At 56.4% G+C, this 25,567-nt stretch carries 13 protein-coding genes and 1 pseudogene; 5 read left to right on the top strand and 9 right to left on the bottom strand.

Annotation, left to right across the window (positions count from 1 at the left end; genetic code table 11):
• Positions 1-376: 376 nt before the first annotated feature.
• Complete coding sequence (locus GJ746_RS02050; RefSeq protein WP_154678715.1) at positions 377-1,432, top strand: alpha/beta hydrolase; 1,056 nt, start codon at positions 377-379, stop codon at positions 1,430-1,432.
• Between the two features lie 848 nt (positions 1,433-2,280).
• On the opposite strand, the gene GJ746_RS02045 is transcribed toward GJ746_RS02050, so the two are convergent.
• From GJ746_RS02045 to GJ746_RS02015, 7 genes and pseudogenes are all read right to left on the bottom strand, one after another.
• Complete coding sequence (locus GJ746_RS02045) at positions 2,281-3,255, bottom strand: hypothetical protein (protein ID WP_154678714.1); 975 nt, start codon at positions 3,253-3,255, stop codon at positions 2,281-2,283.
• A gap of 23 nt (positions 3,256-3,278) precedes the next feature.
• A complete protein-coding gene (locus tag GJ746_RS02040; protein WP_227852737.1) occupies positions 3,279-4,061 on the bottom strand; it encodes an OmpA family protein in 783 nt (260 codons plus the stop codon).
• Positions 4,062-4,121: 60 nt separating this feature from the next.
• Positions 4,122-15,638, bottom strand: a pseudogene (locus tag GJ746_RS02035) (YadA-like family protein); the annotation flags it as partial.
• A gap of 63 nt (positions 15,639-15,701) precedes the next feature.
• Positions 15,702-16,436, bottom strand: a complete 735-nt coding sequence (locus GJ746_RS02030; RefSeq protein WP_154678712.1) for a hypothetical protein — start codon at positions 16,434-16,436, stop codon at positions 15,702-15,704.
• A gap of 367 nt (positions 16,437-16,803) precedes the next feature.
• Complete coding sequence (locus GJ746_RS02025) at positions 16,804-17,364, bottom strand: hypothetical protein (RefSeq protein WP_154678711.1); 561 nt, start codon at positions 17,362-17,364, stop codon at positions 16,804-16,806.
• Positions 17,365-17,883: 519 nt separating this feature from the next.
• On the bottom strand, positions 17,884-18,231 hold the full coding sequence (locus GJ746_RS02020) for a hypothetical protein (protein WP_154678710.1): 348 nt from the start codon (positions 18,229-18,231) through the stop codon (positions 17,884-17,886).
• 18 nt (positions 18,232-18,249) lie between these two features.
• Positions 18,250-18,837 carry an NAD(P)H-dependent oxidoreductase gene (locus tag GJ746_RS02015; protein ID WP_154678709.1) on the bottom strand — a complete coding sequence of 196 codons (588 nt, stop codon included), beginning with the start codon at positions 18,835-18,837 and terminating at the stop codon, positions 18,250-18,252.
• Between the two features lie 115 nt (positions 18,838-18,952).
• Here GJ746_RS02015 and GJ746_RS02010 point away from each other — a divergent pair, with 115 nt between their 5' ends.
• Entirely contained in the window at positions 18,953-19,549 is a 597-nt protein-coding gene (locus GJ746_RS02010; RefSeq protein WP_154678708.1) for a TetR/AcrR family transcriptional regulator, read from the top strand.
• A gap of 32 nt (positions 19,550-19,581) precedes the next feature.
• Here the strand turns inward: GJ746_RS02010 and GJ746_RS02005 are convergent, their stop codons facing one another.
• Complete coding sequence (locus GJ746_RS02005) at positions 19,582-20,364, bottom strand: DsbA family protein (protein ID WP_154678707.1); 783 nt, start codon at positions 20,362-20,364, stop codon at positions 19,582-19,584.
• 224 nt (positions 20,365-20,588) lie between these two features.
• On the opposite strand from GJ746_RS02005, the gene GJ746_RS02000 reads away from it, so the two are divergent.
• From GJ746_RS02000 to cbpM, 3 genes are all read left to right on the top strand, one after another.
• Complete coding sequence (locus GJ746_RS02000; RefSeq protein ID WP_154678706.1) at positions 20,589-21,269, top strand: TerC family protein; 681 nt, start codon at positions 20,589-20,591, stop codon at positions 21,267-21,269.
• Between the two features lie 149 nt (positions 21,270-21,418).
• Positions 21,419-22,336: a curved DNA-binding protein gene (gene cbpA, locus GJ746_RS01995; protein ID WP_154678705.1), complete on the top strand. Its 918-nt coding sequence runs from the start codon at positions 21,419-21,421 to the stop codon at positions 22,334-22,336.
• The gene (gene cbpM / locus GJ746_RS01990; protein ID WP_154678704.1) at positions 22,336-22,641 is read left to right on the top strand and encodes a chaperone modulator CbpM; all 306 of its coding nucleotides are present in this window, start codon (positions 22,336-22,338) and stop codon (positions 22,639-22,641) included. The genes cbpA and cbpM overlap by 1 nt, the downstream gene beginning before the upstream one ends.
• Positions 22,642-23,922: 1,281 nt before the next feature.
• Here cbpM and proP read toward each other — a convergent pair.
• Positions 23,923-25,425, bottom strand: coding sequence for a glycine betaine/L-proline transporter ProP (gene proP / locus GJ746_RS01985; protein WP_154678703.1), 1,503 nt, complete (start codon positions 25,423-25,425; stop codon positions 23,923-23,925).
• Between the last annotated feature and the right edge of the window lie 142 nt (positions 25,426-25,567).

Below are 25,567 nucleotides of genomic sequence, written 5' to 3'. Positions count from 1 at the left end.
GTAGGCGCTTCGCGACACGATAACGCAAAATCATCCATACCGTTTAATATAACAACCGTTAAATTAAATAGAGCGATGGGCCCCTCCTCTGGAGGTCAACACGGACTGGCAATAGTGTACTGGTAATCGGCACAGCTATTTATCCAAAAAAGTTTCGCAATGATACTCCTTCCATTTCTCCATAGCGCGGGAGGCGAGGAGCTGAACGACGACGCGCAGAAATAACAGGCAAAAGTCAAAGCGGCCCACTAGTATTCTTATTAGTTATCCTGACAGAGGGTTAACTATCAGCCTGTAGCAATAATATGCAAATGACTGTTGAAATTATTGTTTTTTACTAAACCATCGTTTTATATAAATCATTGAGGCCGTTATTATGAATAAAGTCAAGCAGTTACTTATAACCGCTGGATTAATGGCTGTTTCTTCCATGGCATTGTCGGCAACTGCAGGGGATGAGTCCCCTACATCTCAGCATCCATGGCTTGATAAAGATGTTAAAACATTCATGGATGAGGTTGCTTCAGCTACAAAAACGCCTTTGTATGAGCTCAGCTACAAGGATGCCAGAAAAGTGCTGGCAGACGCGCAAGCAAAGCCGGTACAAAAACCTGATGTGGATACCCAGGATATTACTCTGGCCCTGGGAGAATCTCTTGGCGATGTAAAAGTACGCATTACGCGACCGAAAGGCGCAGAGGGTGAACTCCCGGTACTCTTTTATGTTCATGGAGGAGGCTGGGTTCTGGGGGATGAAAATACGCACGATAGATTGTTAAGAGAATTTACCGCAGGCGCTAAAATCGCGGTTGCCAGTATTGTTTATACTCCTTCTCCTGAAGCTCAGTATCCTAAACCGCTCCATCAAATTTATGCCGCAATACAGGATCTGATTAAAGATGCTGATAAGTATAAATTTTCCAAAGAAAAATATGCTATTGCCGGTGATAGTGTTGGCGGTAATATGGCGACCGCTATCGCGATCATGAGCAAGGATAAAAATGAACCGAAGCTTGGTTTGCAAGTATTATTATACCCGGTAACAAATGCTAAATTTGATGATGGGTCGTACACCAGTTTTGCTGAAGGTCCCTGGTTAACCAAAAAAGCGATGGAATGGTTCTGGGATGCTTATGCGCCAGATAAAGCCAAACGCAGTGAAAAACTTGCCTCACCGTTACAGGCCAGCCTCGAAGAGCTCTCCGGGCTACCGGAAACGTTTATTATTACCGATCAAAACGATGTTCTGCGCGATGAGGGAGAAGCCTATGCGCAGAAATTAATCGATGCCGGCGTGAAAGTGACTGCGGTTCGTTATAATGGTACTACCCATGACTTTATGATGTTAAATGGCTTAACCGATACGGCTCCGACAAGAGCTGCAGTGGCACAAACAATTGATGTGCTTAAAGCGTTCTACGGAACAAAATAATTTTTATCCATTACCCCGGTTAGTACCGGGGTATAATATTCATTGTTAATAAGATTATGTCAGCATTACTGAGCAACTTAGCTAAAAAGCGACTATCCTGACAACCGGCAACTGAAGCCGGGCCTCGCTGAACGTGCACTGTGTATTATTCGTGAACGCTACGCTGATTTTGCTGTTTTCCGGGCTGACCACGGCTCAGACTCAGATATTGCATCAGACGCCCGCCACGGTAACGTCTCATCGGAACGCTGTTCTGGCTCAACATTTCAGCCGGAGCGCGTACGCCTGCAGAGCCCCGTCTCGGGTTTCATACCCGGCGTATTGTTCAGTGCATCGGATATCAAGAGCGCGGTAGCTTTTTTAATATCGTATTCTGCTCCTCCAGACAGCGGCTCGCGGATACGTTGCTGTTCTGCAGTAGCTGGCCTACCCAGCTAGCTCTCAAGCGTGCCAGAACCGACATTCATCGCTTCGCTGGTCTGCTGATGTGCCAGTAGGGAGCACAACAGGGCCAGCGAAACATATGCTGGCCCCCCTTTTAAGTCAGGGCGAGCCTACTCATAAAGAAAATACAGGTCGACCAGGGTAATGGCAGGTTCGCAGGTATTGTGTTCTGAGACCGTGCAGTTTGCTGTGGGTGAGAGCTGAAAACATGGGCAGCAAACACCTAACCCGACAGCAGCGGCAGAAATACAGAAACGGCAGGAGTAAATTTGATCCCGTGCTTTATTTTACAATATTTCTGCCGCCTGCCCGCCCAGATAACACTTGCAGGACAGGAGTAAAATGTTTTTTATATCAGCCTTATGAAAAAAATATCATGTCCAAATAAATAACGTTTCTCTCCCTTATTTTTTCCGCCCTTTCACCGGCGGCTTCTCTTCAGCGGCCGGCTCAGCGACTGCGACAGGAATATCCCGCAGGCTCAGATTAACAAAATAATCCCTACCGAGAATTTTCCCGTTGCCCAGCCACTCGATACCGCGATAGGTCAGCCTCAGCCCGGCCTCACTGCGCCGCAGGACATTTCCAGTCCCGTCCGACACCGCGTATCCGGTTTCATTCAGCAGGTTCACCGTCATGGTCTGCGCCTGCGTGTCGCGGTACATCTGCTGTACCGAGTTCAGATAATCGCCCGCCAGATCCGCCAGCGACTGCTTCACCCGCGCATCGACCATCGCCGCCGTCTGCGGCTGGTTACCCAGATTTGTCGCCAGCAGCGCATACAGCTGGGCCGTCGCTTTCGCCAGCGCCACCTGCACCTTCACGTCCTGAGCAAACTTCGTCGTGTCCCAGACCGGGACTTCGCGCTCGGTGGTCACCGTTTCGGTTTTTTGCGCTTCCCACACCTTCCATTTTGCCGGCGCGGGCAGCAGCTTCTCTTCGCTGACCTGCTCTTTCTTCACGCCGCGGTAGCGGACGTTATCCGGCGCATCGAACAGCGACGTCGCCAGGTACGACGCGCACACGCTCTGCTGCTGGCGGGTATCCCCGTGCACCAGAACGGACAGCGGACTGCCCTGCACCGGCACCGCCGCCACGTTCACTTTGCTGTTCTCCAGCACCTGAATGACATCCGCGCGCGCCCGGTCACCGCGGGCCATGTCGCAGACCAGGCTCATCACCTGCTCATTCACCCTGCCGTTGACCCTGGGCACCAGGCTGTTTAATGAATCGGTGATCAGGGTGTATGCCGGAACAGACATCACCGCCACCGTGGAGGTGGTCGTGGCTGCTGCCAGGCTTTCTGCCGCCGCCATCCCTGGCGCTGACAGGGAAGCCAGCATCACCATCAGTGCACTACGCTTAAGCTTTCCTTTCATTCCGTTATCCTCTTTCAATAAGATTACTGCACGTCCACCGTGATGCGCCGGTTCGGCGCCAGGCAGGCGATGGTTGCTGCTGATTTACCGCCTTCACACTGCACCCGCGGCATGGACGCCCCCATCCCCACAGAGGAGATAAGGTTCGCCGACAGGCCGCTGGCGACCAGCACCCGCTTCACGGACTCCGCCCGGGCCTGCGACAGGCGCAGGTTGCTTTCCGCTGAGCCAAAACGATCGGTATGACCGGTAATGGTGATATGGCGCACGTCCAGCCCGGACTGGCGGATGTCCGCCGCCATCTGGCGGATCTGCGATTCCCCCTGAGCGCTTAACTGCGCGCTGGCAAAGGCAAACAGGGCTTCCGCGTTCAGTTCACGCTGCATGACCGCAGGCTTCGCCGGTGCCAGCTGCGTCAGGCAGTTTTCCGGCAGGAAGTGCGTGTCGCCCACTTTCATGCTGCTGTCGTACAGCACCTTGTACTGGCAGGTAATGTCGGCCCCACCGGCCACCGGGAAGTGGAAGATATAATCCCACTCCTTAACCCGCATCACGCCTTCCTTAAAGTGCGGAACGCCCAGCAGCTCATACACCTGGGCTTTGCTCATCCCCGGCCTGATTTTCGCCAGCGCATTGACATCCGGGTAGCTGCCTTCACTTCTGACCGCTGATGTCGGGTCAGGGAAGACCGGCTGTGTCGTCTTCCCCTGCGCGTCCGGGTTGCTCAGGCTCCGGGTACATCCTGTCAGCAGCAGTACCGCACAGGCTGAGGCCAGCAGGCCTAACTTCATCTGTTTCATCATCATTTCTTCCTTTAAAGACCGGGACAGTGCCCCGCCGCTACCGGCGGGGCCTCCTGCTGCCTGTTACCACTGATAACCCACACCGATTGACGCACCGAAGTCGCCCTGACTGTTCGTGGTACCGGATATCTTCGTGACCCACTTACCGTTGTCAGAGATGGTCGACACACCAAGCGCAACCGCCGACTGGCCCTGATAGGTACCCCCGCCCAGACCAACCATGCTGGCGCCCGGAGCATACGGCTGCGGCAGGCTGGACATCGCCATCGCCCCCGCAATACCGGCGCTCAGCTTGTCCTTCTGGTCGTTAACCATGTTTTTCAGCTGGTTAAACTGCTTGTTGGTGTAGTTCACCGATTCAGACACTCCCTGCTTCAGCTGGCTGACGTTCACCGCATCGGTGTTCTCGGTCCCCGCTGCCACGTTGGTTATCTGGCGCTCTTTACCAGCCGACCCCATCGAGACGGTATTCTCACGATTCGCCACGGAGTCAGCCCCCAGCGCCACCGAGTTTTTGGCCATCGCCGACGAACCGTTACCCAGCGCGACAGAGTTTGCTCCCGCCGCCGACGCCTTCGTCCCCACCGCCATGCTGTTGCTGCCGCTGGCTGACGAACCGGCACCACCCGCCAGTGAATCGCTACCGCTCACGGCAGGTTTGGCGTAGTTACTGGTGTTATTCACCTGGAACATCCCGTCCTTACCGTTACTGATATTGCTCACGTTGTTGGTGATACTGCCGGTGGCATCTTTCAGCTGCGCCACGTTCACCGCATCGGTATCTTCGGTACCTGCCGCCACGTTAGTCACCTGACGTTCGTTACCGGCGGAGCCGACGGACACCGTGTTATCGCGGTCAGCAACCGAGCCGCTACCCAGCGCCACCGAGTTGCTGGCGGTCACCGAGGCGTTATCGCCGATGGCCACGCTGCCGGTGCCCGAAGCGCTGGCATTGTTACCGGTGGCGATAGCGCCATTCCCGGAAGCCTGCGCGCCATTACCGGTCGCAATGCTGTTATCGCCGCTGGCCACCGTATCCTGACCCAGCGCGACAGCGTCTTTTCCGCTGGCGACCGCGTCCGGTCCGGTCGAGTTCACCTTCAGGTAACGCATGGTCGGCATAACCGTATTGTTGTAAGACTCCTCAATATTGGTGACCCGGTAATCAAGGTTCTCGACCTTCTGGTTAGTGGCATACAGCTGGCTGCCGTTCACCGCATCGGTGCTCCTGGCACTCAGCTCACCCGCTGCCACGTTGGTGATTTTGTTCACCGTGGTGGAGCCATGGCTTGCCGAGAACGCGCCCAGATTCTCATCCCACAGCAGAGCATCGTTCTGCAATCCGCCAACGCTGGTGTTCAGGTTCTCCACCGCCGTGTTGGTGGCATACAGTTGAGAGCCGTTCACCGCATCAGTACTGGTCGCGGACAGACGGCCTGCGGCGACGTTGGTGATGGTGCGTTCGGCCCCTTCACTGCCCACGCTCAGCGTGCTGGTCGGCGTCGCCCCGGCAAACGCGTAGTCGGTACCGTTAATACTGACCCCCGCCGTGCCCACTGCCGCCTCAGTCAGAGAGCCCGTACCCAGCGCGATATCTCCGGCGTTGTTGGCGATAGCCCCCATCCCGATAGCGACCGAATCCAGCCCCAGCGCCTGCGAGTCTGCCCCCGTTGAGTTAGCGTGGAAGTACTTCGTCCCGGTGGTGTAAATGTTGTGCACCGTGTCGCCCAGATCGCTGATGTTCTGCGTGTTCTGCGCGATATTGGTGGTGTTGGTCTCCACCTGCTGGTTGGTGGCGTACAGCTGTGAACCGTTCACCGCGTCAGTACTCTGCTCACTCAGCTCGCCCGCCGCCACGTTAGTGATCCTGTTCACCATCGAGTCACCGTGGCTCGCGGAGAAGGAGCCGACGTACTCATCCCACAGCAGCGCATCGTTCTGCAGCCCGCCGACGCTGGTATGCAGGTCATCCAGCGCCGTATTGGTGGCATACAGCTGCGAACCGTTCACCGCATCAGTACTGGCCTCTGACAAACGACCTGCCGCCACGTTGGTGATAGTGCGTTCAGCCCCTTCACTGCCCACGCTCAGCGTGCTGGTCGGGTTCGCCCCGGCAAACGCATAGTCGGTGCCGCGCAGCGTCACCCCTGCCGTCCCCACTACCGCCTCCGTCAGAGAGCCCGTACCCAGCGCGATATCTCCGGCGTTGTTGGCGATGGCCCCCATCCCGATAGCGACCGAATCCAGCCCCAGCGCCTGCGAGTCTGCACCCGTTGAGTTAGCGTGGAAGTACTTCGTCCCGGTGGTGTAAATGTTGTGCACCGTGTCGCCCAGATCGCTGATGTTCTGCGTGTTCTGCGCGATATTGGTAGTGTTACCTTCCACCTGCTGGTTGGTGGCGTACAGCTGCGAACCGTTCACCGCATCAGTGCTGTCTTTTGACAGGTCACCTGCCGCCACGTTGGTGATTTTGTTCACCATCGTGTCACCGTGGCTCGCGGAGAAGGAGCCGACGTACTCATCCCACAGCAGAGCATCGTTCTGCAGCCCGCCAACGCTGGTATGCAGGTCATCCAGCGCCGTATTGGTGGCATACAGCTGCGAACCGTTCACCGCATCGGTGCTGGTCTCAGACAGACGACCTGCCGCCACGTTAGTGATAGTGCGTTCGGCCCCTTCACTGCCCACGCTCAGCGTGCTGGTCGGGTTAGCTCCGGCAAACGCATAGTCGGTACCGCGCAGGGTGACCCCGGCGGTACCCACTGCCGCTTCCGTCAGAGAGCCCGCCCCGAGCGCGATATCACCGGCATTATTCGCCACCGCACCCATACCGATCGCCACTGAATCCAGCCCCAGCGCCTGCGAATCTGTACCCGTTGAGTTGGCGTGGAAGTACCTGGTGCCGGTGGTGTAGATGTTCTCCACCGTATCGCCCAGGTTGTTGATACTGGTGGTGTTTGCCTCCACGTTCTGATTGGTGGCGTACAGCTGTGAGCCGTTCACCGCGTCAGTGCTGTCTGTCGACAGCTCGCCCGCCGCCACGTTGGTGATGTTATTCACCGTCGTGTCGCCGTGGCTCGCCGAGTAGGCTCCTTTATCCGCATTCCACAGCAGGGCATCGTTCTGCAGGCCGCCGACGCTGACGTTCAGGTTCTCCACCGCCGTGTTGGTCGCGTACAGCTGGGAGCCGTTCACCGCATCGGTGCTGGTCCCGGACAGACGGCCCGCCGCCACGTTAGTGATGGTGCGTTCGCTGCCCGCATCCCCCACGCTGACCGTACTGGTCGGGTTCGCACCGGCAAACGCATAGTCAGTACCGTTGATACTGACACCTGCCGTACCCACCGCAGCTTCCGTCACTGAACCCGATCCCAGCGCCACATCGTTACTACGCGTGGCAATCGCGCCCATACCAATCGCCACCGAATCCAGCCCCAGCGCCGACGAGTCGGTGCCGGTGGAGTTGGCATGGAAATATTTGGTGCCGGTGTTGTAGATGTTCTCCACCGTATCGCCCAGATTGCTGATGTTCTGCGTGTTCTGCGCGATATTCGTGGTGTTCGCCTCCACCTGCTGGTTAGTGGCATACAGCTGCGAGCCGTTGACCGCGTCGGTACTCAGCTCACTCAGATCGCCCGCCGCCACGTTGGTGATCCTGTTCACCGTTGTGTTACCGTGGCTCGCCGAGTAGGCGTTCAGTTCTGGATCCCACTGCAGCGCGTCCTGCTGCAGGCCCGACACGTCACCGGAGATATTCTCCATCGCCGTATTGGTGGCGTACAGCTGGGAGCCGTTCACCGCGTCGGTGCTGGTCGCCGACAGACGGCCTGCCGCCACGTTGGTCACGGTGCGTTCGCTGCCCGCATCCCCCACGCTGACCGTGCTGGTCGGATTCGCCCCGGCAAAGGTGTAGTCGGTGCCGCGCAGGGTGACGCCTGCCGTCCCTACCGTGGCCGCCGTTTTCGCGTTCGCGCCCAGCGCCACATCGTTCCGGTTAGCAGCAATGGCCCCCATCCCGATAGCCACCGCATCCAGACCCAGCGCCGACGAGTCGGTGCCGGTGGAGTTGGCGTGGAAGTACTTCGTCCCGGTGGTGTAGATGTTCTCCACCGAATCGCCCAGATTGCTGATGTTCTGCGTGTTCTGCGCGATATTCGTGGTGTTGGTCTCCACCTGCTGGTTGGTCGCATACAGCTGCGAACCATTCACCGCGTCGGTGCTCTTGTCGCTCAGCTCGCCCGCCGCCACGTTGGTGATGTTATTCACCGTCGTGTCGCCGTGGCTGGCCGAGTAGGCGTTCTGCGACGGATCCCACTGCAGTGCATCCTGCTGCAGACCCGACACCTCACCGGAGATGTTCTCCACCGCCGTATTGGTGGCGTACAGCTGCGAGCCGTTCACCGCGTCGGTGCTGGTCGCCGACAGACGACCTGCCGCGACATTAGTGATGGTGCGTTCGCTGCCCACATCCCCCACGCTGACCGTACTGGTCGGATTCGCCCCGGCAAACGCATAGTCGGTGCCGCGCAGGGTGACGCCTGCCGTCCCCACCGTGGCCGCCGTTTTCGCGTTCGCGCCCAGCGCCACATCGTTCCGGTTAGCAGCAATGGCCCCCATCCCAATCGCCACGGAGTCCAGACCCAGCGCCGACGAGTCGGTACCGGTGGAGTTGGCGTGGAAGTACTTCGTCCCGGTGGCGTAGATATTCTCCACCGAGTCACCCAGATTATTGATACTGGTGGTGTTACCCTCGACCTGCTGATTGGTCGCATACAGCTGCGAACCGTTCACCGCGTCGGTGCTGGTCTCACTCAGCTCGCCCGCCGCCACGTTGGTGATGTTATTCACCGTCGTGTCGCCGTGGCTGGCGGAGAAGGCCCCTTTACCGGCATCCCACAGCAGGGCATCGTTCTGCAGCCCGCCAACGCTGTTGTTCAGGCCTTCCAGCGCCGTGTTGGTGGCGTACAGCTGAGAACCGTTCACCGCGTCGGTGCTGGTCGCCGACAGACGACCTGCCGCGACATTAGTGATGGTGCGTTCACTGCCCGCATCCCCCACGCTGACCGTACTGGTCGGGGTCGCCCCGGCAAACGCATAGTCAGTACCGCGCAGGGTGACACCTGCCGTCCCCACCGTAGCCGCCGTTTTCGCGTTCGCCCCCAGCGCCACATCGTTCTGGTTACCGGCAATCGCCCCCATCCCGATAGCGACAGAGTCCAGGCCCAGCGCCGACGAGTCGGTGCCGGTGGAGTTGGCGTGGAAATATTTGGTGCCGGTGGCGTAGATATTCTCCACCGTATCGCCCAGATCGCTGATGTTCTGCGTGTTCTGCGCAATATTGGTGGTGTTACCTTCCACCTGCTGGTTGGTGGCATACAGCTGCGAACCATTCACCGCATCGGTGCTCTGCTCACTCAGATCGCCCGCCGCCACGTTGGTGATCCTGTTCACCGTTGTGTCACCGTGACTGGCCGAGTAGGCGTTCAGCGACGGATCCCACTGCAGGGCATCGTCCTTCAGCCCGCCCATCTCGTTAAAGATATTGTTCACTGCAGTGTTAGTGGCATAGAGCTGGGAGCCGTTCACCGCGTCGGTGCTGGTTTCTGACAGACGGCCTGCTGCCACGTTGGTCACAGTGCGTTCGCTGCCCGCATCTCCCACGCTCACCGTGCTGGCCGGGGTTACCCCGGCGAACGCGTAGCGGGTTCCCCCGAGGTTCACGCCGGTCGTCGCTACCGTTGCGCCGGTTACAGACCCCGCTCCCAGTGCCACATCATTATTATGAGCCGCAATGGCGCCCATCCCGATGGCCACCGCATCCAGCCCCAGCGCCGACGAGTCGGTGCCGGTGGAGTTGGCGTGGAAGTATTTGGTGCCGGTGTTATAGATATTCTCCACCGAGTCGCCCAGGTTATTGATACTGATGGTGTTACCTTCCACCTGCTGATTGGTGGCATACAGCTGCGAACCGTTCACCGCATCGGTGCTGGTCTCACTCAGATCGCCCGCCGCCACGTTGGTGATCCTGTTCACCGTGGTGTCACCGTGACTCGCCGAGTAGGCGTTCAGCGACGGATCCCACTGCAGGGCATCGTCCTTCAGCCCGTTCATCTCGTTGGAAATGTTATTCACCGTGGTGTTGGTGGCGTACAGCTGTGATCCATTTACCGCGTCGGTGCTGGTTGCCGACAGACGGCCCGCCGCCACGTTGGTCACGGTGCGTTCGCTGCCCATATCTCCCACGCTCAACGTGCTGGTCGGGGTCGCCCCGGCAAACACGTAGTCGGTACCGCCCAGGGTAACCCCTGCTGTCCCTACCGTCACTCCGCTCACCGAGCCTGCGCCCAGCGCCACATCGTTCCGGTTAGCAGCAATCGCCCCCATACCAATCGCCACCGAGTCCAGCCCCAGCGCCGACGAATCGGTGCCAGTGGAGTTAGCGTGGAAATATTTGGTGCCGGTGTTGTAGATATTCTCCACCGTATCGCCCAGATCGCTGATGTTCTGCGTGTTCTGCGCAATATTGGTGGTGTTACCTTCCACCTGCTGGTTGGTCGCGTACAGCTGAGAGCCGTTCACCGCGTCGGTGCTGTCTGTCGACAGCTCCCCCGCCGCCACGTTGGTGATCCTGTTCACCGTGGTGTCACCGTGACTGGCCGAGTAGGCGTTCTGCGACGGATCCCACAGCAGCGCGTCCTGCTGCAGACCCGACACCTCACCGGAGATGTTCTCCACCGCCGTGTTCGTGGCGTACAGCTGGCTGCCGTTCACCGCGTCGGTGCTGGTCGCCGACAGACGGCCCGCCGCCACGTTGGTCAGGGTGCGTTCGCTGCCCGCATCTCCCACGCTCACCGTGCTGGTCGGGTTCGCCCCGGCAAACGCGTAGTCGGTGCCGCGCAGGGTGACGCCTGCCGTCCCCACCGTGGCCGCCGTTTTCGCGTTCGCCCCCAGCGCCACATCGTTCTGGTTACCGGCAATGGCCCCCATACCAATCGCCACCGAGTCCAGCCCCAGCGCCGACGAATCGGTGCCGGTGGAGTTAGCGTGGAAATATTTGGTGCCGGTGTTGTAGATATTCTCCACCGTATCGCCCAGATCGCTGATGTTCTGCGTGTTCTGCGCAATATTGGTGGTGTTACCTTCCACCTGCTGGTTGGTGGCATACAGCTGCGAGCCGTTCACCGCGTCGGTGCTCTTGTCGCTCAGATCGCCCGCCGCCACGTTGGTGATCCTGTTCACCGTTGTGTCACCGTGACTGGCCGAATAGGCGTTCAGCGACGGATCCCACTGCAGCGCGTCCTGCTGCAGGCCCGATACGTCACCAGAGATGTTCTCCACCGCCGTGTTGGTCGCGTACAGCTGGCTGCCGTTCACCGCGTCGGTGCTGGTTGCTGACAGACGACCCGCCGCCACGTTAGTCACGGTACGTTCACTACCCACATCCCCCACGCTCACCGTGCTGGCCGGGGTTACCCCGGCGAACGCGTAGCGGGTTCCCCCGAGGTTCACGCCGGTCGTCGCTACCGTTGCGCCGGTTACAGACCCCGCTCCCAGTGCCACATCATTATTATGAGCCGCAATGGCGCCCATCCCGATGGCCACCGCATCCAGCCCCAGCGCCGACGAGTCGGTGCCGGTGGAGTTGGCGTGGAAGTATCTGGTGCCGGTGTTGTAGATATTCTCCACCGAATCACCCAGGCTATTGATACTGGTGGTGTTACCTTCCACCTGCTGGTTAGTGGCGTACAGCTGCGAGCCGTTTACCGCGTCGGTACTGACCTCATTCAGATCCCCTGCGGCTACCCGGGTGATCTTGTTCTCTGCCGTATCACCGTGGCTCGCTGAATAGGCGTTCAGCGACGGATCCCACTGCAGCGCATCGTCCTTCAGACCGTCCATCTCATTAAAGATGTTATTCACCGCCGTGTTGGTGGCATACAGCTGCGAGCCGTTGACCGCATCGGTGCTGGTTTCTGACAGGCGACCGGCGGCCACATGAGTAATCGTGCGCTCAGCGCCGGAATCCCCCACGCTGACCGTGCTGCCCGGATTAGAGCCCGCAAAAGCATAGTCGGTTCCGGCCAGGGTCACACCGGCGCTTCCTACGGCACCGCTGGTCACGGACCCGGCGCCCAGCGCAACCGAGTTATCGTGTGCCGCAACCGCCCCCATGCCAATAGCCACCGAGTCTGCGCCCACTGCTGCGGAGTCCGCACCGGAGGAATTCGCATGGAAGTACTTCGTTCCGGAGGTGTAGAGGTTTTGAATAGTGTTATTGGTTTCGGTCAGCTGTGAGAAGTTCACCGCATCACTCGGGGCACTGCCATCCGCCACGTTGGTGATGGTGGTTCCCCCTTCATTGGTGTACTGGTTGTAGGTCTCCCCTCCCAGGGTGATATTGCCGTAGTTCACCGAACCGTCTTCATGGAGATCGTACTGTACCGCTCTGTCACCCAGGGTGTTAAGCGCGGTATTGGTCGCGTGAAGCTGCGAGCCATTGACGGCATCGGTACTGGTTTCCGACAGGCGGCCCGCTGCCACGTTGGTCAGAGTACGCTCAGCACCTTCGTTACCAATGCTGACGGTGCTGGTCGGCGCCACCCCGGCAAAAGCATAATCAGTGCCGTCGAGGGTCACGCCTTCGGTCGCCACGGTTTCTGCCGTGACTGAACCGGCACCCAGCGCGACATCGTTATCAAAGCCTGCCGCGGCCCCCATGCCAATAGCGACGGAGTCCAGACCGGTGGCCTGAGAATCTTCTCCGGTGGAGTTGGCATGGAAGTACTTGATGCCGGTATTGTAGATATTATTGATATTGCTGTTGGTCGCGTACAGCTGGCTGCCGTTCACCGCATCAGTACTGGTGCTGCTCAGCGTGCCCGCCGCCACGCTGGTAACTTTTTTGCTGCCCGCGTTCACGCCGGTAGTGGTCACACTCGGTCCGCCGGTAATGGTCAGTCCGGAACTGTTAATGGTGGTGGTGCCACCGATAATCGCCGAGGTGAAAACCGGATTCTCCGCCATCTGTACGACCAGATTACCGTTCGTATCCACCACCGTGTTCAGGTTCGCATCCGAGTAGCTCCCCGTCGTGGTTTTGCCGCCTTTGACCGTCAGCGTCTCGCCCAGCTTTTTGGTCACCGACCCGCTATTACCGGCAAAGGTCAGCGGGGTGTTGGCCAGGTTCGTGATGTTGGTGGTGTTGGTCGCCACGTTCTGGTTGGTGGCGTACAGCTGACTGCCGTTGACTCCGTCGGTGCTGGTGCTGCTCAGCGTGCCCGCCGCGACATTCGTCACCTTCTTGCTGCCGGCGTTCACGCCGGTGGTGGTCACACTCGGCCCGCCGGTAATGGTCAGTCCGGAACTGTTAATGGTGGTGGTGCCGCCGATAATCGCCGAGGTGAAGACCGGGTTCTCCGCCATCTGCACCATCAGGTTACCGTTCGCGTCCACCACCGTGTTCAGGTTCGCGTCCGAGTAGGTTCCTGTCGTGGTTTTGCCGCCTTTGACCGTCAGCGTCTCGCCGAGCTTTTTGGTCACCGACCCGCTATTACCGGCAAAGGTCAGCGGGGTGTTGGCCAGGTTCGTGATGTTGGTGGTGTTGATCGCCACGTTCTGGTTGGTGGCGTACAGCTGGCTGCCGTTGACTCCGTCGGTGCTGGTGCTGCTCAGCGTGCCCGCCGCCACGTTGGTGACTTTCTTGCTGCCGGCGTTAACTCCCGTCGTGGTCACGCTCGGCCCGCCGGTAATGGTCAGTCCGGAACTGTTAATGGTGGTGGTGCCGCCGATAATCGCCGAGGTGAAGACCGGGTTCTCCGCCATCTGCACCATCAGGTTACCGTTCGCGTCCACCACCGTATTCAGGTTCGCGTCCGAGTAGGTCCCCGCCGTGGTTTTGCCGCCTTTGACCGTCAGCGTCTCGCCGAGCTTTTTGGTCACCGACCCGCTATTACCTGCAAAGGTCAGCGGGGTGTTAGCCAGGTTTGTGATGTTGGTGGTGTTGGTCGCCACGTTCTGGTTGGTGGCGTACAGCTGACTGCCGTTGACTCCGTCGGTGCTGGTGCTGCTCAGCGTGCCCGCCGCCACGTTGGTGACTTTCTTGCTGCCGGCGTTAACTCCCGTCGTGGTCACGCTCGGCCCGCCGGTAATGGTCAGTCCGGAACTGTTAATGGTGGTGGTGCCGCCGATAATCGCCGAGGTGAAAACCGGGTTCTCCGCCATCTGCACCATCAGGTTACCGTTCGCGTCCACCACCGTATTCAGGTTCGCGTCCGAGTAGGTCCCCGCCGTGGTTTTGCCGCCTTTGACCGTCAGCGTCTCGCCGAGCTTTTTGGTCACCGTGCCGGTATTACCGGCGAAGGTCAGCGGGGTGTTCTTCAGCGTATTGATATTGGTGGTGTTGGTCGACACGTTCTGGTTGGTGGCGTACAGCTGACTGCCGTTGACCCCGTCGGTGCTGGTGCTGCTCAGCGTACCCGCCGCGACATTCGTCACTTTCTTGCTGCCGGCGTTCACGCCGGTGGTGGTGACGCTGGGCCCGCCGGTAATCGTCAGCCCGGAGCTGTTAATGGTGGTGGTGCCGCCGATAATTGCCGAGGTGAAGACCGGATTCTCCGCCATCTGCAGGGTCACATTGCCGGAACTGTCCACGACGGTGTTCAGGTTGGCCGCCGAATAGGTGCCAGCGGTGGTTTTACCGCCCTTGATGGTTAGCGTCTCGCCCAGCTTCCTGCCGACGGAACCTGTGTTTCCCGTAAAGGTCAGCGGCGTAGCGGCAAGAGTATCGATACTCTGATTGGTGGCATACAGCTGCGAGCCGTTAATCGCATCGGTACTGGAAGCCGTAACGCGCCCGGCGGCAACGTTTGTCACCGTACGTTCGTCACCAACCGCTCCCACGCTCACGGTTCTGGTCGGTGCAGTGCCGGCAAAATTGTAATTAATGCCATTAATCGTAGTGCTGGTTGTTGCGACAGTTGCAGCAGTGACTGAGTTACTCCCCAGAGCAACATCACCAGCATTGTTAGCCGTTGCTGCCGCACCAAGAGCGGTAGCAGACTGAGCATTGGTAGCAGCGTTGTGGCCAAGAGCAGTTGCACTAACACCATCGGAACGCGCCCCAAGACCGACAGCAGTAGCACCCGAGGCATTCGATTTTGCACCATTACCAACGGCAACTGAGTTATCTCCTGCAGCTGTAGCTTTAAGTCCAATAGCAACAGAGTTTTGCGCGGCATTAGCCAGTGAACCAACTGCAGTCCCACCACCAATAGCTTTAGTGTTGTCGCCAAGGGCTGTAGCTTGTCCGGCTCCGTTGGGTGCATTGGTGGCAGCCGCACCATTACCAATTGCAGTATTCGAAATTACACCACCATCATTCGATGCTGTTCCTGGGTTAGTGACAGTCGTCACCCTCCATGCATCCGCCGTCCCCGGGATCCCCACCAGGGTGACGCTCAGCAGCATCACGGGCAGCGCCCTGCGCGCCTTTCTTAATCCGGATTTGCCTTTCCCCCTGGCCTTCGCCAGCTCGCTGACCGCGACCCACAATCCCAGGCTCGCGTTCCAGACTAAACGATATACTGTATTCATTGTTTCCCCCTGGTCTTTTAAAATAAAAGACTGGTTTATTCCTTTAATTTTTTATTGAGATATGCGCAGAGATGCCTGCTCTTTCAGAACCAGATTTCGCTCCAGAGAGCTTTTATTCAGATGCAATTCATAGTCGCGATATAATTTCTGCGCTTTCTGCGGCTGGTTTATTACGTACTGGTAATAGCCGCCGACAAAAAATACCGCCTGAGTGACGGCATCCGCCTTTTCCTCTGCCTGGCTGAAAGCAATACTATCGATTAGCTGAAACACGGACTTTTCATCACCTTTCCCGCTGTAAATATCAGCAATGGCCGACTCATATGCCGAAAACCACTTATAATTAGCGGCTTTATCAGTCAGTGTTTTTTGCAGTGCTGTTGACCCTCCTTGCCATGTCCTGGCGGTTAACCATAAATCCCAGAGCAAGCTATAATCCCGCTCGCGCCCGTTACCGTTTTGTCGCAATAAATTGAATGCCTGGCGGGCCTCGTCGTAGCGCTCCAGCGCCGCCAGGTTAACTGCCGAAGGTAAAAGGATCATCCCCGCCAGCATGCCGTTATTCAGGGCATCATATTTCTGCCGGGCTTCACGATGGCGACCTGCCAGGTCGTCATTAACCGCCTGCTGGAAGGTCGCCATCGGTGTTTTTTCGACAGAAGAAAGAGAATGCGATGAATTCAGCGAACCATTTTCCACAGACGCGAAAACAGTGTTGCTGAATAAAAATAGAAGCAGAATACTCAGCATTTTCTTAGCCGAGCGAATACAGTTTAATATGGACATAATTCATTTCGCCTTGAACTGGAGAAAATACCCTTATGTTAAGATGATTGTTTTCTTTCCGAGACAGGTCAGAGCCACACCAACACGGTTGGCATGCTCTCTGTTCTTACTTCCTTTCTGACTTATCTTTAACTTAAAAATCAATACAGATGTATTGCTCTCCATTCACTATGTATTAAGAGTGATTGCACACATAAAAATAACGATATTAAAGAAATACTATAAGTAAATTACACGCCTCCGGTGTAAGCTATTGTATCACTCGTTTTTTAACGGTATATCCTGCAATACCAGTCAGCAAGTTGAGCGTTTTCTTTGGTGTTCTAAACTTGCTTGCTGACAATATGAAACCACCAGAAATTCATACCTAGACAGGCATTTTCAACGCAAGAATATCTCGACAAATTAATATTCCGACAGAGTTACAATTCAGCAGACCATATTCGTGAAAGATATTGCGTTTTATCCGATAAACGGTTTTCATGGAGGTCCGGGAATCGCCAGAGATGCTGGCAGCAGACTTTCCACTACACAGTTCCTCAAACACAGCCAGCGTGCTGCCGGATACTTTTTTACGAAAAACACCGGTTCGCTGTGCTTTCTGAATTATTTCTGTAAACGCCTTCATGCTAAGGTTTTTAGGCAGCAGCCAGGGAAAATGCGTCTGCCGGCAAGGTGTAAGTGGAATATCTGACATTACAATCAGGCGACACCGAGCCAGCACCGGATTACGGAGCAGGCGACTACGCAAATGTGCATTATCAACAATAATACAGACCACGTCGCCAGGTTGCGGGAAAAACACCTTGTTAGATTTTACCTGCCTATCACCGACGCTATATACAAAAGCGCTGATATTCATACTTGCCAAAATATGAATAACCCCAGGCAGGATAAAACTGTCATCAGAAATAAAATGATAATTCATATAAACAAATCGTCCTTTCCCCCGGGGAGTTAATCACGGGTTATAATAAGCCTAAATCCATTACGCAAATCAATTAAACCATCAGGCAAACTTATCCGTAAATCGTTTAAAACGATCGAACAAAAAGAAACAATAGCCACTAGCTATCAAAATAGATATATCGATCGGTATATACTATTTAAATCATTTTAAGAATTTTCATGAGTTTAATAGGAATATTTTCTTCACTAAGATAGCTAAATCAGTCCTCAAGGGTGTATCGCCTGTGAATATTTTTAAAATAAAAAAAACATATAATACATACTATTGCCATGAAGGCATGTGAAAAACCCTGTAAAAAAAAGCGTAATAAGCACATTCGCTGAGAAAAATTAATTATCAAATCTCAAAAAAAATCAACAATATTTAAAGCAAGTTTTCTGCTCAGTAAAATGGGCTTATTAATGAGTACCTCATCAGGCTGTGACAGATTAATTTTCAGACAATCCCACTTTTCATACAGAATATTCCCTTGAATCTTTACAAATTGAATACAATTTCAACCATCGGTATTGCCAAAATAGTTTTTGAAAATCGTAGCATCGCTGTTTCCGGCATGAACACGTTACCAGCGCCATTGCATATCGCTTCCTGATTCAGTTCTTCAGCCAAAGAGCGGGAATTGAGATAGCAGGCCGTCGGCGGGATGCCGACGGCCATCTGGTGGCCAGGGCGGCCCGGAAAAGTCAGCTTTCTACTGGTGACTTGTTCATTAGCGATCACAAGATTGTTGCGCCAGATTCCGGGCAGAATGGTGTTTCCGCGCCCGTAGCGGGGTAATGCCACCCGCAAAACGTTGCGTAAAGTAAGGAAAATGGTTCGGTTCAATAAACCGGTTGTTTGCTCTTAACCAAATATCGTCTTGCCTGACTGACGAGCCGCCTCCAGATACGCCTCGGCCGTTTCCAGCTCCGGCAACAGCAGCAGCTGCGAACTGGCTACGGTCGCCCCGCAGTAATCAAAAATTCCGTGGGCGATTTGCGTTTGAAAAGCGGCGATAAATCCATGCTTATCATATGTTTTTTGACCCGCTGCGCCCAATGCCACCAGATGTACTCGCAGACGTCCCAGCTTCTTCACCACCTTGCCGTCGGCGGTCTCCTCATAGGCCCAGCCGTTAGAAAATACGCGGTCGATCCAACCCTTTAGCAGCCCGGGCATTGACCACCAGTAAACGGGAAAGACCAGCACCAGCGCATCGGCATTATCAATTCTGGCCTGCTCAGCAATCACATCTGGCGGCGTGACGCCGGTTTGCAGAAACGCGGCGATATCCGGCTCAGCAAAAACCGGGTTAAAGCCTTCCTGAGTCAAATCCGCTATTTCAGCGGTATTCTGCGTTCCGGATTCGGTAATCCCTTGCGCAACTGCCGCTGCAACGCTGTGGGTCAGAGAAGTCTTCAAAGGATGTGAAACCACGATTAATGCATGCATGACGGATACCCCATTTGCCATATAACGATATTGGACGTAGTCTTATATACCAACAGTAACCTACCATTAGTAAGTTACCTTTGGTATATAAGCATGTCAACGGGAGAATGCTTCTGTGTCTGAACCACTCGTAAGGCAGCGTTTAACGCGAGAAGAGCGGCGTAAACAGCTGATAGATGTCGCCTGGCATATTATCCGGGAAGAAGGGACCGATGCCCTGACGCTGGGCTATCTGGCTACGCAAGCTGGTGTGACTAAACCGGTAGTTTACGATCACTTTGATAGCCGTTCGGGACTTTTCGCCACGCTTTACACCGAATACGACCAACGCCAGACGGCGCGGATGGACGAGATACTGCGTAACACCGAACCCAATGCAGAGAAGCTGGCCCTGGCGATTGCTAACGCCTACATTGAGTGCGTGCTGCTTCAGGGCCGCGAGATGCCCAGCGTCATCGCCGCCCTGGCCGGGACGCCTGAGCTGGAGAAAATCAAGCAGCAGTGTGTCGCTACATTTACCGTGAAATGCCGGCAATATTTTTCGCCGCTTTGCGAAAGTGAAAATCTCAGCGAAGCGGCAATTCTTGCCATGCTAGGTTCCGCCTACGGGCTATCTGCCGCGGTCGTGAACGGCATCATCACGGAACCGCAGGCTAAAGACGAGCTATTTCAGGTGATTATGTCGATGCTGCAGCGCTGCTGCCGTCGCTAATAAGCGCCCGCCCCGGCGGACGCTTTTGATTATCAGCCGCCCGCTTTCTTGATCGCTGCATCGAGCGAGGCTTTATCGGCCAGTCCCGGGAAGACGGTAATCGTCGCTTCCGTCGCGCCGGTAGTCGGCATGACGATAACCCCAGGCGTACCGCTCAGGCCAATTTCCTGCGCCAGCTGATTAGTGCTTTCCAGCGCCGATTGTACGTCCGCCGCTTTCTTCGCGTCGAATCCCACCTTCTTCGCCTGCTGCTGGATGTCGGCCACCGTCAGCTTACCTTCGTTATGCCCGGTGGAGTAGATACCGTTATGGTAGGTCAGATAAGCCTCTGCACCCTTCTGTTGATAAACCTGCAGGCCGGTTTTCGCCGCCTCAAGCGAGCCTTCCCAGCGGCTGCCAAAAATAGGCCACTCTTTGAAAGCAAAACGGGTTTGCGGGTTCTCTTTGATGACCTGCTCCATTACCGGCGCCAGTCGGCTGCAATAAACGCATTGATAATCAAAGAATTCTATCACCGTCACCTTGCCATCCTTCGGGCCATAGGTAGGCGTATTTTTATCCTGAGTCAACGCAGCAGCGTTCTTCAGCACCGCCTGAGTCGCCGCGCTGGCCTGCTGTTGTGCCTGAATCTGCTGCAGCTTCTGGCTGGCCTGCAGCAGCACTTCCGGATGTGCAACTAAATAATCCGCAGCTATTTTGCCAATGCGGGCTTCCTGTTCCGGAGTGAAAGTCGGAGCATCAGCGGCGGCCGCCATCACCGGAAACAGGACGGAGCTAATAAAAGCGAGTGTGAGTAAATTCTTATGGCCGGGCATGTGGGTAGTCCTTGAAATAGGTGAACGGCAGGTATGTCTCTACGAACAAAATATCATCCTTTGCCTGCGAATCTTTGCCGTACGACACAATGATTGGTAACTATATTTTTCAATGACCCGCTGCGCCAGAGTTTTCACGCGAGTGGTCAACGAGCCCGAACAAGAGTACGCTTCGCTCCCTGCTTCTCCCTGTAGGGCCTCTTTTTTAGTTAGATGAGTCAGGTATGAATGAGTTTTTCAGTCAGTGGGACATGGTGGTTATTCTGCTGCAAATTATCGCTATCGATCTGTTACTGGGCGGCGACAACGCGGTAGTAATCGCGATGGCCTGCCGTAAGCTGCCGCCGCATCAACGAACCAAAGCCATTATTATCGGTACTTTCGGCGCAATAGTGGCGCGCGTGTTGCTGTTAGCCGTGGCTATCTATTTGCTCTCATTGCCGTGGCTTAAAGTGGTCGGCGCGCTGATGCTGCTGTGGATTGGCATTAAGCTGGTGAGCAATCAGGAAGAAGAGAGTGAAGTCAGCAGTTCCAGCAGCCTGTGGCGTACCGCAGTCACCATAACCGTTGCCGATGTCATTATGTCGCTGGATAACGTACTGGCCGTGGCCGCTGCCGGGAAAGGCCACCTGCTATTGGTTGCGCTGGGCGTGCTGATCAGTATTCCGATTATCGTCGCCGGCAGTAAACTGGTGCTGGCAATCCTCAACCGCTTCCCGTCGGTGGTGCTGTTAGGCGGCGCGCTCATCGGCTGGATTGCCGGTTCGATGATGGTAAGCGACGTGACCATAAAGCATATGTTCCCCAACGCCCCCGATGCACTACCGCTGATTGGCGGGACGTGTGGCGCAGTAGCGGTGCTGCTGGAAGGGCTACGCAGAAATCGCCGGCCCTCCGCGGAATAGCGTTATCTACAATCTGCCGCCGTCAAACCCGACGGCGTCAAGTTTGCGCCACTTTTCCGCCACATCCGTCTTCATTTGCCCTACGCTTAATACAGACACCTGATCCAGGGATCTGTAACCGTAATATTGCGCATATATGAGACAAAACCATGGAATTAAAGGATTATTATGCCATTTTAGGGGTTCAGCCAACGGACGATCTGAAAACTATTAAGACCGCATATCGTCGTCTGGCACGCAAATATCACCCCGATGTCAGCAAAGAAACCGATGCCGAAGCCAAATTTAAAGATCTTGCCGAAGCATGGGAAGTGCTTAAAGATGACCAGCGCCGCGCCGAATATGACCAGCTCTGGCAACACCGCAACGATCCGCATTTTGGCCGTCAGCAGCATTCCCATGAGCAAGGCTACAGCCAGCAGGACTTCGACGACATCTTCTCCTCGATGTTTGGCCAGCAGGCGCACCATAGCCGCCGCCAGCACGGCGTACGCGGCCACGATCTGGAGATAGAGGTCGCGCTTTTCCTTGAAGAGACCTTAGCCGAGCAGACGCGCACCATCAGCTATAAGCTGCCGGTTTATAACGTCTTTGGCATGGTTGAAAGCGAAACGCCGAAGACCCTGAACGTGAAAATCCCTGCGGGCGTCGTTGACGGCCAGCGCATCCGCCTGAAAGGCCAGGGCACCCCCGGCGAAAATGGCGGCCAGAACGGCGACCTGTGGCTGGTGATTCATATCGCCCCGCATCCGTTGTTTGATATCGTCGGCCATAACCTTGAAATCGTCCTGCCGCTGGCGCCGTGGGAAGCCGCATTAGGTACCAGGGTCACCATCCCGACGCTGAAAGAGAGCATTCTGCTTACCATTCCGCCAGGCAGCCAGGCAGGGCAGCGCCTGCGCGTTAAGGGTAAAGGGCTGGTCAGCAAAACCACCACCGGCGACCTGTATGCGGTAATAAAAATCGTCATGCCGCCAAAACCAGATGAGAAGAGCCGCGAGCTCTGGCAACAGCTGGCCGATGCCCATTCCAGCTTCGAGCCGCGTAAGACATGGGGGAAAGCCTGATGGCTAAGATAACAGTGACGTTCACGATTACCGAGTTTTGTCTCCACACCGGCCTTTCCGAAGAGGAGCTTAACGAAATTGTTGGCCTCGGGATGATTGAACCGCGCCAGCCGCAGCGGGAAAACTGGCTGTTTGATGACAGCGCGGTAACCATCGTGCATCGCGCCGTACGCTTACGCAGAGAGCTGGAGCTGGACTGGCCGGGTATCGCCGTCGCCTTAACGCTGCTGGATGAGAACGCACGTCTGAGCCGTGAAAATAAAATTCTGCAACATCGCCTGGCGCGCTTTCTGACGCATAGTTAAGCCTGTCCGCAGATGGCGGTGAACCTCGTAGCCCGATAAAGCGCAGCGCGAGCCGGGAGAAAATCTCAGGCGTTGTTGCGCGCGGTTCCCCGGAGGCGGCGCTCAGCGCGCCTTGTCCGGGCTACCCAACCGCAGACGGCAATAAACTTTGTAGCCCGGTCAAGCGCAGCGCAGACCGGGAGAAAATCTCAGGCGTGTTACGCGCTGTTCCCCGGAGGCGGCGCTCAGCGCGCCTTGTCCGGGCACCCCATCCGCAGACGGCGATAAACTTTGTAGCCTGGTTAAGCGCAGCGCGAGCCGGGAGAAAAGCTCAGGCGTTTTTGCGCGCTGCTCCCCGGAGGCGGCTCCCTGCGCGCCTTGTCCGGGCTACCCAACCGCAGACGGCGATTAACCTTGTAGCCCGATAAAGCGCAGCGCGAGCCGGGAGAAAATCTCAGGCGTTGTTGCGCACTGTTCCCCGGAGGCGGCGCTCTGCGCGCCTTGTCCGGGCTATCCATCCGCACACGGCGATAAACTTTGTAGCCCGGTTAAGCGCAGCGCGAGCCGGGGGAAAAGCTCAGGCGTTGTTGCGCGCTGCTCCCCGGAGGCGGCGCTCAGCGCGCCTTGTCCGGGCTACCCAACCGCAGACAGCGATTAACCTTGTAGCCCGATAAAGCGCAGCGCGAGCCGGGAAAAAATCTCAGGCGTTGTTGCGCACGGTTCCCCGGAGGCGGCGCTCTGCGCGCCTTGTCCGGGCTACCCATCCGCAGACGGCAATAAACTTTGTCGCCCGGATAAGCGCAGCGCGAGCCGGGAGAAAATCTCAGGCGTTGTTGCGCGCGGTTCCCCGGAGGCGGCGCTCTGCGCGCCTTGTCCGGGCTACCCAACCGCAGACGGCGAGAAACTTTGTAGCCCGGTTAAGCGCAGCGCAGACCGGGAGAAAAGCTCAGGCGTTGTTGCGCGCTGCTCCCCGGAGGCGGCGCTCTGCGCGCCTTGTCCGGGCTACCCATCCGCAGACAGCGATAAACTTTGTAGCCCGGCTAAGCGCAGCGCGAGCCGGGAGAAAATCTCAGGCGTTGTTACGTGAGGTTCCCCGGAGGCGGCGCTCAGCGCGCCTTGTCCGGGCTACCCCAACCGCAGACGGCGATAAACTTTGTAGCCCGGTTAAGCGCCGCGTTTCAGAGGCTCATCCAGCGATAGCGCAAGCTAAGCCAGCAGCACCGTCATAGCCTGACGCCTGCCGGAGCATAAAAAATGCCGCCGGGGGAAGCCCGCGGCGGCATTGGTCAACAGTAAGAAGATTTAGTCGTTGATGCGCGGATGCTGCTGCACCAGACGAGAACGTTTTTCCTGCAGGTCGGCGATTTCCTGATCGATATCTTCGATTTTATGCTCGATGTTATCGTAGTGTTCGCCGAGAATTTCTTTCGCTTCCTGAATATCCGAAGCCGCTGGCGTCGCCCCTTTCAGCGGACGATTAGCCGTCTCTTTCATCGACAGGCCGGTAATCAGACCGATAACCGCAATCACCATCAGATAGTAAGCCGGCATCATCAGGTTCTGCGTGCTTTCCACCAGCCAGGCCGCCAGGGTTGGCGTCAGACCAGCAATCAGCACCGAGATGTTAAAGGCGCTGGCCAGGGCGCTAAAACGAATGTGGGTCGGGAACATCGCCGGCAGCGATGAGGCCATCACCCCGATAAAGCAGTTCAGTACAACCGCCAGCACCAGCAGACCGGCAAAAATCAGGCCGAGGACGTTGCTGTTAATCATGATAAAGGCCGGAATCGACAGCGCGAACAGCGCCACGCTACCAATCAGAATGAACGGACGACGCCCAAAACGGTCGCTGAGCATGCCGATAACCGGCTGAACAAACAGCATCCCGACCATAATGGCGATGATAATCAGCACCCCGTGGTCTTCTGAATAGTGCAGGTTATGCGACAGATAGCTCGGCATATAGGTCAGCAGCATGTAGTAGGTCACGTTGGTGGAAATCACCAGACCGATACAGGTCAGCAGGCTACGCCAGTGTTTGGTCGCAATCTCCTTAAAGGAAACTTTCGGCCCATCCTGCAGGCCTTCGCGGTCGCCCTGCTCCATTTTATCAACGTGCTGCTGGAACGCCGGAGTCTCTTCCAGCGCATGACGCAGATACAGGCCGATAATCCCCAGCGGTAGCGCCAGGAAGAACGGGATACGCCAGCCCCAGTCAAGGAAGTTCTCTTCACCCACCACGCTGGAAATCAGTACCACCACGCCGGCGCCCAACACAAAACCGGCTATCGAACCAAAGTCCAGCCAGCTGCCCATAAAGCCGCGCTTACGATCGGGCGAGTATTCCGCCACAAAGATAGATGCGCCGGTATATTCCCCGCCCACCGAGAAACCCTGCGCCATTTTACACAGCAGCAGCAGGATAGGCGCCCAGATACCAATCGTGGCATACGAAGGAATAAGACCGATACAGAATGTACTTATCGACATGATGACGATGGTTATCGCCAGAATCTTTTGTCGACCATATTTATCGCCCAGCATCCCGAAAAACAGGCCACCCAGCGGACGGATTAAGAAGGGAACGGAGAATGTACCGAGTGCGGCAATCATCTGCACGCTGGGATTAGCGTCGGGGAAAAAGACCTTACCCAGGGCATACGCAACAAAACCATATACCCCAAAATCGAACCATTCCATCGCGTTACCCAGCGATGCTGCGGTAATCGCTTTCTTCAGTTTGCTATCATCAATGATGGTCACATCCCGAAGCGTGATGGGTTTTACTTTTTTCCTTTTAAGCATAGTTTTCCTCTTTTGCTCTCGCCTTGAGCGCACGAATCTCCGCCGAATGACAAGGTCATTCGCGTCATGCGTCGGGAGCGGCGAATTGCTGTGCTCCACATTTCAAGCGTAGCAGGTTTGCCTGCACTGTCTGCTGACAGTC

Source organism: Klebsiella oxytoca, from assembly GCF_009707385.1.
Taxonomy (GTDB): Bacteria; Pseudomonadota; Gammaproteobacteria; order Enterobacterales; family Enterobacteriaceae; genus Klebsiella; species Klebsiella oxytoca_C.
The sequence above is the reverse complement of the archived record's forward strand: the minus strand, read 5'-3'. Positions and strand labels throughout refer to the sequence as shown.

What these genes read in the sequence shown, in the direction of transcription:
- GJ746_RS02050 (WP_154678715.1), top strand. Translation starts at nt 377, where the DNA reads ATGAATAAAGTCAAGCAGTTACTTATAACCGCTGGATTAATGGCTGTT.
- GJ746_RS02045 (WP_154678714.1), bottom strand. Translation starts at nt 3,255, where the DNA reads ATGAAAGGAAAGCTTAAGCGTAGTGCACTGATGGTGATGCTGGCTTCC.
- GJ746_RS02040 (WP_227852737.1), bottom strand. Translation starts at nt 4,061, where the DNA reads ATGATGATGAAACAGATGAAGTTAGGCCTGCTGGCCTCAGCCTGTGCG.
- GJ746_RS02030 (WP_154678712.1), bottom strand. Translation starts at nt 16,436, where the DNA reads ATGTCCATATTAAACTGTATTCGCTCGGCTAAGAAAATGCTGAGTATT.
- GJ746_RS02025 (WP_154678711.1), bottom strand. Translation starts at nt 17,364, where the DNA reads ATGAATTATCATTTTATTTCTGATGACAGTTTTATCCTGCCTGGGGTT.
- GJ746_RS02015 (WP_154678709.1), bottom strand. Translation starts at nt 18,837, where the DNA reads ATGCATGCATTAATCGTGGTTTCACATCCTTTGAAGACTTCTCTGACC.
- GJ746_RS02005 (WP_154678707.1), bottom strand. Translation starts at nt 20,364, where the DNA reads ATGCCCGGCCATAAGAATTTACTCACACTCGCTTTTATTAGCTCCGTC.
- GJ746_RS02000 (WP_154678706.1), top strand. Translation starts at nt 20,589, where the DNA reads ATGAATGAGTTTTTCAGTCAGTGGGACATGGTGGTTATTCTGCTGCAA.
- cbpA (WP_154678705.1), top strand. Translation starts at nt 21,419, where the DNA reads ATGGAATTAAAGGATTATTATGCCATTTTAGGGGTTCAGCCAACGGAC.
- cbpM (WP_154678704.1), top strand. Translation starts at nt 22,336, where the DNA reads ATGGCTAAGATAACAGTGACGTTCACGATTACCGAGTTTTGTCTCCAC.
- proP (WP_154678703.1), bottom strand. Translation starts at nt 25,425, where the DNA reads ATGCTTAAAAGGAAAAAAGTAAAACCCATCACGCTTCGGGATGTGACC.